Source organism: Kluyvera sp. CHPC 1.2972 (assembly GCF_036759925.1).
In the GTDB taxonomy this organism is placed as follows: domain Bacteria; phylum Pseudomonadota; class Gammaproteobacteria; order Enterobacterales; family Enterobacteriaceae; genus Kluyvera.
Map to the genome: position 1 here is coordinate 131874 of NZ_JAPKIB010000009.1, position 12828 is coordinate 144701.

At 57.2% G+C, this 12828-nt stretch carries 11 protein-coding genes; 6 read left to right on the plus strand and 5 right to left on the minus strand.

Annotated features, from left to right (window positions below):
- Window positions 1-2 precede the first annotated feature (2 nt).
- Complete coding sequence (locus tag V6944_RS15285) at window positions 3-2003, plus strand: tRNA(Met) cytidine acetyltransferase TmcA (RefSeq protein ID WP_333499575.1); 2001 nt, start codon at window positions 3-5, stop codon at window positions 2001-2003.
- A gap of 76 nt (window positions 2004-2079) precedes the next feature.
- Entirely contained in the window at window positions 2080-2778 is a 699-nt protein-coding gene (gene ypfH / locus V6944_RS15290) for an esterase (RefSeq protein ID WP_333499576.1), read from the plus strand.
- 89 nt (window positions 2779-2867) lie between these two features.
- Here ypfH and V6944_RS15295 read toward each other — a convergent pair whose 3' ends face one another.
- From V6944_RS15295 to V6944_RS15305, 3 genes are read right to left on the minus strand one after another with little or no spacing between them, the layout of a single operon-like run.
- Window positions 2868-3068 (minus strand): YpfN family protein, encoded by a 201-nt coding sequence (locus tag V6944_RS15295; RefSeq protein ID WP_185669888.1) that lies wholly within the window; start codon window positions 3066-3068, stop codon window positions 2868-2870.
- A gap of 25 nt (window positions 3069-3093) precedes the next feature.
- A complete protein-coding gene (gene dapE, locus V6944_RS15300) occupies window positions 3094-4221 on the minus strand; it encodes a succinyl-diaminopimelate desuccinylase (RefSeq protein ID WP_333499577.1) in 1128 nt (375 codons plus the stop codon).
- A 54-nt stretch (window positions 4222-4275) separates the two neighbouring features.
- Window positions 4276-4635 carry an ArsC family reductase gene (locus tag V6944_RS15305; RefSeq protein WP_185669890.1) on the minus strand — a complete coding sequence of 120 codons (360 nt, stop codon included), beginning with the start codon at window positions 4633-4635 and terminating at the stop codon, window positions 4276-4278.
- 357 nt (window positions 4636-4992) lie between these two features.
- Here V6944_RS15305 and ypfM point away from each other — a divergent pair, with 357 nt between their 5' ends.
- Window positions 4993-5052 (plus strand): protein YpfM, encoded by a 60-nt coding sequence (gene ypfM, locus V6944_RS15310; RefSeq protein WP_001386977.1) that lies wholly within the window; start codon window positions 4993-4995, stop codon window positions 5050-5052.
- Window positions 5053-5192: 140 nt separating this feature from the next.
- Here the strand turns inward: ypfM and acrD are convergent, their stop codons facing one another.
- Window positions 5193-8306 carry a multidrug efflux RND transporter permease AcrD gene (gene acrD / locus V6944_RS15315; protein ID WP_333499578.1) on the minus strand — a complete coding sequence of 1038 codons (3114 nt, stop codon included), beginning with the start codon at window positions 8304-8306 and terminating at the stop codon, window positions 5193-5195.
- A gap of 327 nt (window positions 8307-8633) precedes the next feature.
- Here acrD and aegA point away from each other — a divergent pair, with 327 nt between their 5' ends.
- The 3 genes from aegA (at window position 8634) to V6944_RS15330 (ending at window position 12404) form a co-directional block, all read left to right on the plus strand.
- Window positions 8634-10616, plus strand: coding sequence for a formate-dependent uric acid utilization protein AegA (aegA, locus tag V6944_RS15320; protein ID WP_333499579.1), 1983 nt, complete (start codon window positions 8634-8636; stop codon window positions 10614-10616).
- 57 nt (window positions 10617-10673) lie between these two features.
- Complete coding sequence (gene nudK, locus V6944_RS15325; RefSeq protein ID WP_333499580.1) at window positions 10674-11252, plus strand: GDP-mannose pyrophosphatase NudK; 579 nt, start codon at window positions 10674-10676, stop codon at window positions 11250-11252.
- A gap of 102 nt (window positions 11253-11354) precedes the next feature.
- Entirely contained in the window at window positions 11355-12404 is a 1050-nt protein-coding gene (locus V6944_RS15330) for a DUF1176 domain-containing protein (RefSeq protein ID WP_333499581.1), read from the plus strand.
- On the opposite strand, the gene V6944_RS15335 is transcribed toward V6944_RS15330, so the two are convergent.
- Window positions 12401-12727, minus strand: a complete 327-nt coding sequence (locus V6944_RS15335; RefSeq protein WP_333499582.1) for an EthD family reductase — start codon at window positions 12725-12727, stop codon at window positions 12401-12403. The genes V6944_RS15330 and V6944_RS15335 overlap by 4 nt on opposite strands.
- Window positions 12728-12828: the final 101 nt, after the last annotated feature.

Here is a 12828-nt window from a genome sequence, read left to right on the forward strand (position 1 = left end):
CCATGGATGAACTGCTGGCGCACGCTGAGCGCATGGCGCAGGAGGGCATTCGCCGCCTGCTGGTGATAAGCGGCGAACGCACATGGAGCGAACAGCAGGCCGCCGCGTTTCGCGCAGCGGCGGGGGAAGAGGTGCTCTGGGTTGGTTTGAACCCGGCCACCGCGGCATTCTGCCCGTCCTCTAAGCTGGTCACGCTGCTGGGGCGCGAGTTCCAGCACGCTATCTTCGACGCCCGCGATGGCTTTGATGTCTCGGCCTTTGCCGCGCTGGCGGGCACGCTCCGGGCCGGAAGTTGGCTGATACTGCTGGTGCCGGAATGGGCGCTGTGGCCCCATCAGGCCGATGCGGATTCACTGCGCTGGAGTGATACGCCGGAACCGATTGCCACGCCGAACTTCGTCGACCATTTCTGCCAGACGCTCTCCCGGCATGCCGAAATGCGACTCTGGCGGCAGGGTGCTCCACTGCCATCTCTCATGTTCCCCGTACGGCCTGACTGGCATCGCGCCAGCGGTGAGCCTGAACGCGAGCAGGAGGCGATACTGACGGCTCTGGCGGGGGCGACTGCACCGGTATCGGTGGTGACGGCAGAGCGCGGACGAGGAAAGTCAGCGCTGGCGGGCATGCACATCCGGCACCTGCGCGGCGAGGCTGTTGTCACCGCACCTTCCCGGGCGTCGGCGGAGGTGATTGCCGCCTTTGCCGGCGAACGTTTTCGCTTTATGGCTCCCGATGCGCTACTGGACTCAGATGAATGCGCCGACTGGCTGGTGGTGGATGAAGCCGCCGCTATCCCTGCACCACTCCTCCAGAAGCTTATCGCTCGCTTTCCCCGTACGCTGCTGACCACCACCGTGCAGGGCTACGAGGGCACCGGGCGCGGTTTTTTACTTAAACTCTGCGCTGCATTTCCCGAACGGCACGTTTTCACCCTCAACCAGCCTATCCGCTGGGCGGCAGGATGTCCGCTGGAAGCGCTGGTTAACGATGCGCTGATTTTCCACGATGAAGCCTTTACCACCTTGCCAACTGGCGAGGTGATGCTGCTCCCCGTTTCGCAATCGGCCTGGCAGTCCAGCCCTGAGCAGCCAACCGCGTTGTATCAACTTCTTTCCGGTGCGCATTATCGTACCTCTCCGCTCGATCTGCGGCGGATGATGGATGCGCCGGGGCAGCATTTTATCAGCGCACAAACGCCGCAGGGGCCAGCCGGGGCGCTATGGCTGGTGGATGAAGGGGGGCTGTCGCCCGAGCTGAGCCAGGCCGTATGGGCGGGCTACCGTCGTCCTCGCGGGAATCTGGTGGCGCAGTCGATGGCGGCGCACGGCGGCAGTCCGCTGGCAGCAACGCTTATTGGGCGGCGCATTAGCCGAATTGCGGTTCATCCACAGCGTCAGCGCGAGAGGATAGGTCAGCGGCTGATTGCACAGGCGTGGGTAACGGCGCCGCAATGTGATTATCTGTCGGTGAGTTTTGGCTACACCGAGGAACTGTGGCGCTTCTGGCAGCGCTGTGGCTTTACGCTGGTGCGCATTGGCACCCAGCGGGAGGCGAGCAGCGGCTGCTATGCCGCGATGGCGCTGCGTCCACTCACGGCGGCGGGAGAAGCGCTGATGCTGCGTGAGCACCATCGGCTGTGTCGTGAGTGGCGCTGGCTCTCACAGTGGGTTGATGAAAAAGTGCCGCTAGCCGATGTGCCAGAGGCTATCCTTACTGAAGATGATTGGTGGGACCTGGCCGGGTTTGCCTTTGCTCATCGCCCGATGCTGGCGGCGCTGGATAGCCTGCACCTACTTTGTGGCGGCAGTGAACTGGCGCTTCCTGCGCTGCGCGGACGTTTATCTGGCGAGAATGAGCAGGCGCTCTGCGCCCGACTTGGCCTGCACGGGCGGAAAGCGCTGCTGGTGAGGCTGCGTGAGGACGCGGCGCAGGCGATGCTGCATCTCGACGAGGTTCGGACAAATCAGCTCATGAAACAGGTTCAACAACTGCAATTTTTTTAACTGACTCATTCAGTTAAATGGCATGGTCATTATTTTGGCGCGGCGTAAACTGACCGTCAAAACCAAGGAGACAGCCATGACACACGATCATTTTGTTGTTCAAAGCCCCGCGAAGCCCGCTCAACAGCTGCTGCTGTTGTTTCATGGCGTGGGCGATAATCCGGTGGCAATGGGCCAGATCGGCAGCTGGTTTGCGCCACTGTTCCCGGATGCGCTCATCGTGAGCGTAGGCGGTGCAGAACCTTGTGGCCCGGCACCGGGCCGCCAGTGGTTCTCGGTGGCGGGCGTGACGGAAGAAAACCGTCAGGCGCGCATTGATGCCATTATGCCGACCTTTATTGAGACCGTGCGCTACTGGCAGAAGCAGAGTGGCGTGGGGCCTCAAGCGACGGCATTAATTGGCTTCTCTCAGGGGGCGATTATGTCACTTGAGGGGATTAAAGCGCAGCCGGGGCTGGCATCACGGGTGATTGCCTTTAACGGCCGCTACGCGACGATGCCGGAAAAAGCGGATACCGCCACGACCATCCACCTGATTCACGGCGGGGAAGACCGGGTTATCGATCTTGCCTGGGCGGTGAAAGGCCAGGAAGCACTCCAGGCCGCAGGCGGCGATGTGACGCTGGATATCGTTGAGGATCTAGGCCACGCGATAGACGATCGCAGCATGCAGTTCGCGCTGGATCACCTGCGTTATACCGTGCCGAAGCACTATTTCGATGAAGCGTTGAGCGGCAGTACGCCGAAGAATGACGATCTTATTGAGATGATTTAAATCTTGTGTGTTCCCCGGCGTCGCGTTGCTCGGCCGGGCTACTATCTGGTAGCCCGGCCGAGCAACGCGACGCCGGGATCGACACCGAACTATTTCTTCGGCTGGTCCTTCTTCGGCCAGTCGTCGTCATCGTCCCACTTGTCGTTAAAGTCGCGGTGCGGCGGAAGGTCCGGTTTATTGGCAAGGAATTTTTTGTGATCGACGCGATTGAGATCTTTGATCACGTTGATAATCACCCCCACCAGAAACACCAGCACCAGAATCCACCAGTATTTTGACAGCCAATCCATGTGCATTACCCCTTATGTTGTGCCGTCAGGCGACAAGTTGTTCCATGATGCGCTGATACATCCGCGCCAGCATCTGCAGGTCTGCCGCGTTCACACACTCATTAATTTTATGAATGGTGGCATTCACCGGACCCAGTTCAACAACCTGCGCGCCCATCTGGGCGATAAAGCGACCATCTGACGTGCCGCCGGTGGTCAGCAACTGCGGTTCTATTTCATTATAGTGCGCGATAGCGTTCACCACCGCGTCGACCAGTTTACCGCGTGCGGTCAGGAACGGCTGCCCGGAAATCCACCAGTCAACGCTATAGCGCAGCTGATATTTATCCAGCAGATCAATGACGCGCGCTTTGATCATCTCATCCGTCAACTCGGTGCTGAAGCGGAAGTTGAACTGCACGAACAGATCGCCTGGGATCACGTTGTTGCTGCCGGTGCCAGCCTGAATATTGGCAATCTGCATGCTGGTCGGCGGGAAGAATGCGTTGCCCTGATCCCACTCAATCGACACCAGTTCGTTCATCCACGGCGCAGCGCGGTGAACCGGGTTATCAGCGAGGTGCGGATAGGCTACATGCCCCTGCACGCCATGAATGGTCAGATTGCAGGTCATTGAGCCACGACGGCCGTTTTTCACCACGTCGCCAACCACTTCGGTGCTGGACGGTTCGCCCACCAGACAGTAGTCCAGACGCTCGTTACGGGCCATCAGCGCTTCCACCACTTTCACCGTACCGTGCGTGGCGCTTGCTTCTTCATCGGAGGTGATCAGGAACGCCAGTCGGCCTTTATGGTTCGGGTGCTGAGCGACGAAACGCTCAGCCGCCACGACCATCGCCGCCAGCGAGCCTTTCATATCGGCAGCACCACGGCCAAACAGCATGCCGTCGCGAATCGTGGGTTCAAACGGTGGGTTAATCCAGCGGTCAGCATCGCCTGCAGGCACCACGTCGGTGTGGCCTGCAAATGCCAGGGTTTCTCCTTTACCGCGCCAGGCCCAGAAGTTCTGGGTATCGCCAAAATCCATCGGCTCAATGGTAAAACCTGCTGCGCGTAGACGTTCAATCATTAACGCCTGACAGCCCGCATCGTCCGGGCTAAGAGAAGGGCGGCGAATAAGCTGCTGAGCCAGCTCAATGACTGGGCAAGACATAAACTAGACCTCGTTATTTTCGTTATCTGAAACTGTAAAACAGGGCCAACGGCGTTAGCGCGTCTGGGCGACCCATTGGCTATAACTGGCATCACTGAAACCCAGCAGCATAGGCTGTGCGGGCGCGCAGAGCAATGGGCGTTTGATGATTGCCGGCATTTCCAGCATCAGCGCCGCTGCGGCATCGGCATTGTTGATTCCGGCACGCACCTGTTCATCCAGCTTGCGCCAGGTGGTGCCACGGGTATTCAACAGCGCTTCCCAGCCCAGCTCACCAATAAAGGTTGCCAGCAGTTCCGGCGTCAGGCCATCGACGCGATAGTCATGAAAGCGATATTCAACCTGATGCTCATCCAGCCAGCGACGGGCTTTCTTGATGGTGTCGCAATTCTTTATTCCATAGAGGATGGTCATGTTGCACCTTTATATCTGCAGGTTTTAGGGGACTCGAATATACACGTAATTCCCGCGGCTGCCTGTTTTAATTTTATCCGGCTAAAGTGGTTGAAAAGCGTACAGTTTATCATGCTATCTACGCGCTTTGACGTAGCGGGTTTGCGTTGTCATAGGTTAAATATGTATCATATGATTCACATTCTGATAACTATTTCAGAATGTTGCTGTTGGTCACATTAAATGTCAAAATTCCAGCCCATAGTGACCTCAAGCAGTAAACAAAGGTTGGCAGCGTCAATCAAAGTAATCGGATTAACCGTATTCACAGGTCATACATTTGTACGTAAAATACGCATAATAATAAGAGAGGTAGTTATGATCGAACGTGAACTGGGGAACTGGAAAGATTTTATTGAAGTGATGCTTCGTAAATAATTTCCAGCAATGTGATTTAAAAGCGCTGTGTTCTTTCAATAACCATGATGGTGTTGTTTGCAGTACAGAGTCGTTGCATCACATAAAGCTTAAAAGGCGACATTCATCATGTCGCCTTTTCTGTTTTTAGCGCTTAGCCGTTATTCCGGCTTCTCTTTTAGCGGGAAGCGGCGGCGCACCAGCACAAAGAACAGCGGCACGAAGAAGATGGCCAGAATCGTCGCGGAAACCATCCCCCCGACTACGCCGGTACCCACTGCGTGCTGCCCGCCGGAACCTGCACCGGTGGTGAGCGCCATCGGCAGTACGCCGAAGATAAACGCCAGCGAGGTCATCAGGATAGGGCGCAGACGCTGACGGCAGGCTTCCAGCGTTGCCGTCATCAGATCTTCCCCTTTCTGATTCAGATCGTTGGCAAACTCGACGATCAGAATGGCGTTTTTGGCGGATAGGCCGATCACCGTCAGCAGCCCCACCTGGAAGTAAACGTCGTTTTCCAGCCCGCGCATCCAGGTCGCCAGCAGCGCACCGATAACCCCCAGCGGAACCACCAGCATGACTGAGAACGGCACTGACCAGCTTTCGTACAGCGCCGCCAGACAGAGGAAGACGACCAGCAGCGAGATGGCATAAAGTGCCGGTGCCTGTGCCCCTGACAGCCGCTCCTGATAGGACATCGCCGTCCATTCAAGGCCGAAGCCGGTTGGTAATTGCTGCACCAGGTTTTGCATCACGTCCATGGCGGTACCGGTACTGACCCCCGGTGCGGCTTCACCGATAATCTCAACCGCCGAGTAGCCGTTATAGCGCTCCAGACGCGGTGAACCGGTCTCCCAGCGCGAGGTGGCGAAGGCGGAGAACGGTACCATCTGCCCGGAATTATTGCGTACGTACCATAGGTTCATGTCTTCTGGCAGCATGCGGTACTTCGCCGCCGCCTGAACGTAGACTTTCTTCACGCGTCCGCGATCCATAAAATCGTTCACATAGCTTGAACCCCATGCGGTTTGCAGCGTGTCGTTAATATCATCGATAGATACCCCCAGCGCCTGCGCTTTACGCTGGTCGATATCAACCTGCAACTGAGGGCTGTCGTCCAGGCCATTGTGGCGTACGCGCGTCAGCTGCGGATCGTTACCCGCCAGCTCCAGCAGCTTATCGCGGGCGGCCATCAACGCGTCGTGCCCGGCACCGGCGTGATCCTGCAGCTCCATATCGAAACCGGCAGAGCTGCCCAGGCCGCTGATGGCCGGTGGGCTGCTGGCGTAAACGCGGGCCTCTTTAATCTTGTTCAGCGCTTTGGTGGCACGTTCGATAATGGCGAACGAGGTCCCCGTTTTACTGTCACGCTCGTCCCAGTCTTTCAGGCGCACGAACATACGCGCTACGTTCTGGCCGTTACCGCCAGGGCCGGAGCCGATGGTGGCAAATATTGACGTGACGTTGTCCTTCTCATTTTTGAAGAAATAGTCTTCAACCTGCTCTACCACCTTCAGCGTCTGCTGCTGGGTTGAACCGCTTGGCAACTGAACGGAAGTGGTGAACATACCGCGGTCTTCCAGCGGCAGGAAGGAGGAGGGCAGGCGCAGGAACAGGAACACCATGCCGCCCAGCAGCAGCACGTAAATCAGCATCCAGCGGATACTGCGATGGAGAATTCTGGCGACGCCGGATTCGTAGCGACGCGCGCTGGCATCGAAATGACGGTTAAACCAGCCGAAGAAGCCTTTGGTGCCGTGCACTTCGCCTTTATGAATCGGCTTGAGAATAGTGGCGCACAGCGCCGGGGTGAGGATCATCGCCACCAGCACCGACAGCACCATCGCTGAAACGATGGTAATGGAGAACTGGCGATAGATGGCCCCGGTAGTGCCGCCGAAGAAGGCCATCGGGATAAAGACCGCCGACAGCACCATGGCGATACCCACCAGCGCCCCTTGAATCTGCCCCATTGATTTGCGTGTCGCCTGCCGCGGCGTGAGCCCTTCGGTACTCATTATTCGCTCAACGTTTTCGACCACCACGATGGCGTCATCCACCAGCAGGCCGATGGCGAGCACCATCGCGAACATTGTCAGGGTATTAATACTGTATCCGCAGGCGTAGAGAATGGCGAAGGTCCCCATCAATACCACCGGAACGGCAATGGTCGGAATCAGCGTCGCGCGGAAGTTCTGCAGGAACAGGTACATCACCAGGAACACCAGCAAAATGGCTTCCAGCAGCGTTTTTACCACATCCTTAATTGAGGCTTTGACGAACGAGGTGGTCTCGTAGGCCACTTTATATTCCAGCCCATGCGGGAAGTACTGCTTGAGTTCATCCAGACGTTGGATCACGCGCTCGGCGGTCGCCATTTCGTTGGCGCCAGAAGCGAGCTTAATCCCCAAGCCAGAGGCCGGATTACGGTTGTAGCGGCTGAGGTAGTCGTACTTTTCGGCCCCCATTTCGACGGTCGCCACATCGCCAAGGGTCACTTCTGAACCGTCCTGGTTGACGCGTAGCGTAATGTCGCGGAACTGCTGCGGTGTTTGCAGCAGCGATTGGGCGTTAATCGTGGCGTTCAGCGCCTGTTTGTCGATGGACGGCGTGCCGCCAAGCTGGCCGACCGCAATCTGGGCGTTCTGGGATTTAATGGCATCGGTCACGTCGGCCGTGGTCATCTGATAGCTGTTAAGCTTGGCTGGGTCCAGCCAGATGCGCATCGAATACTGCGAGCCGTAGGCGTCGATATCGCCCACGCCGTCCACGCGGCTGATGGGGTCCTGAACGTTACTGGCGACGTAGTCGGAAATATCCTGCTTATCCATGCTGCCGTCGGTAGAGACGAAGGCGATGGTCAGGATGTTGGTATCCCCGGTTTTTCGTACCGTGACGCCCTGAGTTTGCACCGCCGGTGGCAGTTTGTTCATGGCGGTTTGCAGCTGGTTTTGCACCTGCTGCACCGCTTCGTCAGGGTCGGTCCCGGCGACGAAGCTTAAGGTAATCGTTGCCTGTCCGGTGGCGCTACTTTGTGAGGACATGTACATCAGGTTATCGATACCGGTCATATTCTGCTCGATAACCTGCGTGACGGTGTTCTCCAGCGTTTGCGCGGAGGCACCTGGGTAGTTCGCCGTGACGCGCACGTTCGGTGGCGCCAGGTCAGGGTATTGCTCAACGGGTAAAGAAAATATCGCCAGGGCCCCTGTGAGGCACAATAGGATTGCTAGCACCCAGGCAAAAATGGGGCGATCAATAAAGAAATTCGCCATCAGGATTTGAACCTCGTGTTGTTCATTTTTTTACGTACTGAATTGCGTCAAACACTGTAGCGGTAAGGCCCTCAACAATCGTGGAGAAAAAAAGGAGATAATGTAAATTATCATTCCGCTTTTCTGAAACGGTTTGCACATCCTTACGCTATCGGCCTTGGCCCCTGAAACGTAATTTCATTTAAGCTGAAATTTTTTGATCTGCCACATCATACTGATAAATAGTCACCGTTTCTGGGCAAATGGACATTGCCTGGGTGAGGAATACTCGGCTAATAAATAGGACTTATAAATATAAGGTTAATTTGAACCATAGGCTGAGAATGTATGAACCGTTTTATTAGGGTAGATAGCCAAAAATGCATTGGATGCAAGGCGTGTGAAGTAGCCTGTGTAATGTCGCATAACGATGAGCAACATGTGCTGACTTCAGCGCAGTTTATTCCGCGCATTACCACCGTGAAGATGAACAATCAGCGAGGGGTGGCGACCTGCCACCATTGTGAAGATGCCCCCTGTGCCCGCAGCTGCCCGAACGGCGCGATACGCCAGAGCGGTGACGCTATTCTGGTCGATCAGGCAAAATGCATTGGCTGTAAATCCTGCGTAGTGGCCTGCCCGTTCGGCACCATGCAGATGGTGTTGACGCCAACCAAAGAGGGGCGCGTTAAAGCCAGCGCTCACAAATGCGATCTGTGCCATGACCGCGCGGCGGGTCCGGCGTGCGTGGAGAACTGCCCGGCAGATGCGCTGCAATTGATGACCAGCCAGCAGCTTACCGATATCGCCAAAAACCGCCGCCTGCAGACCGCCTGCCGGGAAGCGCAGCCGTGGCACAGCGACAGCCGTGCCGTTGCCCCTGAGGTATCGCGCAGCAAGGTCGAGCAGATGGGGCAGACGCCCGCACGCGGTGAGGCGGATAAGCTGAATATCGACGCCCGCAAAACCGTCTTTGCTGAAATCTATCTGCCGCTAAAAGAAGCGCAGGCGCAGCAGGCGGCTTCACGCTGCCTGACCTGTGGTGAGCACAGTATTTGCGAATGGACCTGTCCACTACATAACCATATCCCGCAGTGGATTGAACGCGTGAACGCCGGGGATATTGACGCCGCGGTAGAGCTGTCGCATCAGACTAACCCGCTGCCGGAGATTACCGGTCGCGTCTGCCCGCAGGACCGGCTGTGCGAAGGGGCCTGCACCATTCGCGACGAACACGGCGCGGTAACCATTGGCAATATCGAACGCTATATCTCTGACCGCGCGCTGGCCAAAGGCTGGCGGCCTGCGGTCGGTAACGTTGCCAGCAGCGGTAAGCGGGTCGCCATTATTGGCGCTGGCCCGGCGGGGCTGGCGTGCGCCGATATCCTGGTGCGTCAGGGCGTGGAGCCAGTGGTGTTTGACCGTCACCCGGAAATTGGTGGCCTGCTGACCTTCGGCATTCCCTCCTTCAAGCTGGATAAATCGCTGATGGCGCGCCGCCGTGAGATCTTTACCGGGATGGGGATTCGCTTTGAGCTCAACTGCGAGATTGGTAAAGATATCGCGCTGGAGACGTTACTGGCGGATTACGATGCGGTGTTTGTCGGCGTCGGAACCTATCGCTCGATGAAGGCCGATTTGCCGAATGAGGATGCGCCAGGGGTTTACGACGCCCTGCCGTTCCTGATTGCTAACACCAAAAACGTGATGGGCATCGGTGAGCGACCCGACGAGCCTTACATCAATACCAAAGGGCTGAACGTGGTGGTGCTTGGCGGCGGTGATACGGCGATGGACTGCGTGCGTACCGCGTTACGTCACGGTGCGCAGAAGGTGACCTGCGCCTATCGTCGCGATGAAGCCAACATGCCGGGGTCGAAAAAAGAGGTGAAGAACGCCAAAGAAGAGGGGGCCGAGTTTGAGTTTAACGTTCAGCCGGTAACCCTTGAACTGGATGAGAAAGGCCACGTTTGCGGCATTCGCCTGCTGCGCACTCAGCTTGGTGAGGCGGATGCTCAAGGCCGCCGTCGGCCAATGCCGATCCCCGGCAGCGAGTTTGTGATGCCCGCTGATGCGGTGATTATGGCCTTTGGTTTCCATCCGCACAGCATGCCGTGGCTCAATGCCAAAGGTGTCGACGTCGATGACTGGGGGCGTATCCGCGCCAACGTCAATTCGCCTTACCGCTATCAGACCAGCAACCCGCAGATTTTTGCCGGCGGCGATGCGGTTCGCGGGGCCGATCTGGTGGTGACCGCCATGGCCGAAGGGCGGCATGCCGCACAGGGGATTCTCGACTGGCTGGGGGTAAAAATCACCCCAGCGCATTGACGGTAGCCGGGCTCGGCGGCGTAATATGTGCTATTCGTATTCCGCCGTGGAGCCCGCATGTCCCTGAATATCACCGTTATCAAAGATAAAATCCTCTCCGAAAACTACTTTGTCCTGCGCAATATCACCTACAACTTAACCCAGCGAAACGGTGAGGTCGTCCAGCATAAGCGCGAAGTGTACGATCGCGGTAACGGCGCGACGGTACTGTTGTATAACCGCCACAAACAGAGTGTGGTGCTGGTGCGTCAGTTCCGCGTCGCCACCTGGGTTAACGGCAATCTCGACGGCATGCTGATTGAAACCTGCGCGGGCCTGCTGGACGATGATGAGCCGGAAGCCTGCATCCGCAAAGAGGCGATTGAAGAGACCGGCTACCAGGTCAGCAACGTGCGTAAAGTGTTCCAGTTGTATATGTCTCCGGGCGGCGTCACCGAAATCGTCCACTTCTTTATCGCTGAGTATGACGAACGTCTGCGGCAGAATGACGGCGGTGGCGTGGAGGATGAAGACATTGACGTGCTGGAGCTGCCGTTTACTCAGGCAATTGAGATGATTCGTAGTGGCGAAATTTGCGACGGTAAGACGGTGATTTTGCTCCAGTATCTGCAAAACTCCGGCCTTATGGCGCAATAAGGGACAATGCTCAATCCGATAAATCCGATTGAGCCTCGCCGCTTCGATAGTGAAGATACCCCCAGTATGCTGATGCTTTTTTCTTCTGGGGTTGTACCGTCCATGCGTTACCACGTTCTCCTTTTTTTCTTCTGCATCGGGTGGCTCCCGACGTCGGTGACGTGGGCCGCGCCAGCGCAGCAGCTGTTTTCCGACTGGTTAGTGACCTGCAATAACCAGAATTTCTGCGTGACCCGCAACGTGGGTCTGCACCACGGTCTGGTGATGACGTTAAGTCGTAGCGCTGGGGCGCACACCGACGCACAACTGCGTATCGAGCTAGGTGGTCTGGTGAACCCGGTCGCCGCCGTTCCGGCGATTGAGCCGCGGCTGCTGCTGGACAGCAAACCGCTCAAGCTTTCCGGCGAACACTGGAAAGTGCAGCCTAAGCTTCTGACGACTGGCGATAGCGTCACCATCGATGCGTTTCTCCAGCAGGTTCAGGATGCCGATGCGATTACGCTGGATAAAGGCGTGCAGGTGATGTCGCTGAAGGGGCTGAAGGCCGCGCTGCTGTTTATCGACGCTCAGCAAAAGCGAGTGGGTAATGAAACGGCATGGGTTCGCAAAGGCGACGAACCGCCAATGAGCGTGCCGCCCGCACCGGCGCTGAAGTCAGCGGTGAAAGCGATACCTGCGCCCGTGCCACTGAGCCACGCGGAGTACAACGATCTGCTCGACTTCGCCACCTGGCGTATGAACAACAACCAGTGCTCACTGGAACCAATCCGCCGCGAAGTGTGGGTCACCGCCTTAAGCGATGATAAAGCGCTGATCATGACCAGCTGCGAATCCGGTGCCTACAACACCATCTATCTTGCCTGGCTGGTATCGCGCCAGAAGCCGTTCATCACGACGCCAATACGTCTGCGCCTGCCGTTCCTGCCTGCTGGCAGCGACAGCCGCGACGTTGAGCTGGTCAATTTGACCTTCAATGAAAATTCCCGGGAGCTAGTGACGCTGGATAAAGGCCGTGGTCTGGGCGACTGTGGCGTGCAAACGCGCTGGCGCTACGACGGCCAACGCTTCCGCCTGGTGCGCTATGCCGCGCAGCCGGAATGCGACAGCTGGCAGAGCGCGGATGCGTGGGCGACGCAGTGGGTCTCCGGTTAACGCTTTCTGATTTCCGTAATATAGGTAACGGCCACGTTAGCAGCAAAGTTCGGCACGTCGTCGAACGCCTCCTGACCTACCGGAGAAGCAAAGGCCGCCATTGCGCCCTCCAGTGAATCAAACCACAGCTCGGAAAAACCGTCGATCGGTGAGTCGGGGTAGACACGGCGATCGATAGGGTTCAGCACGTAGCCGCGCAGGCCCGGCAGCGCCAGGGCAATCTTGCTGTGCACGGCCTGCCAGTGGGCGACAAATTCTTCAAAACTCTGGGTCTCTTTTTTCGTCAGCAGACCGACGTGTTTAAAACCGTTTACCGTCGTCATAATGTTCTCCAGCTTATCAACGTAATGATTAATTTAACGATTCAGGATGATGGCTTAACAGGCCTGCTTTGCCGCATGATGGCGATTCGTCATCACGCTGA

Excerpts from the sequence above, each read along its gene's own strand:
- aegA (WP_333499579.1), top strand. The coding sequence starts at position 8,634 with ATGAACCGTTTTATTAGGGTAGATAGCCAAAAATGCATTGGATGCAAG.
- V6944_RS15295 (WP_185669888.1), bottom strand. The coding sequence starts at position 3,068 with ATGGATTGGCTGTCAAAATACTGGTGGATTCTGGTGCTGGTGTTTCTG.
- V6944_RS15335 (WP_333499582.1), bottom strand. The coding sequence starts at position 12,727 with ATGACGACGGTAAACGGTTTTAAACACGTCGGTCTGCTGACGAAAAAA.
- V6944_RS15305 (WP_185669890.1), bottom strand. The coding sequence starts at position 4,635 with ATGACCATCCTCTATGGAATAAAGAATTGCGACACCATCAAGAAAGCC.
- nudK (WP_333499580.1), top strand. The coding sequence starts at position 10,674 with ATGTCCCTGAATATCACCGTTATCAAAGATAAAATCCTCTCCGAAAAC.
- ypfH (WP_333499576.1), top strand. The coding sequence starts at position 2,080 with ATGACACACGATCATTTTGTTGTTCAAAGCCCCGCGAAGCCCGCTCAA.
- acrD (WP_333499578.1), bottom strand. The coding sequence starts at position 8,306 with ATGGCGAATTTCTTTATTGATCGCCCCATTTTTGCCTGGGTGCTAGCA.
- V6944_RS15330 (WP_333499581.1), top strand. The coding sequence starts at position 11,355 with ATGCGTTACCACGTTCTCCTTTTTTTCTTCTGCATCGGGTGGCTCCCG.
- dapE (WP_333499577.1), bottom strand. The coding sequence starts at position 4,221 with ATGTCTTGCCCAGTCATTGAGCTGGCTCAGCAGCTTATTCGCCGCCCT.
- V6944_RS15285 (WP_333499575.1), top strand. The coding sequence starts at position 3 with ATGGATGAACTGCTGGCGCACGCTGAGCGCATGGCGCAGGAGGGCATT.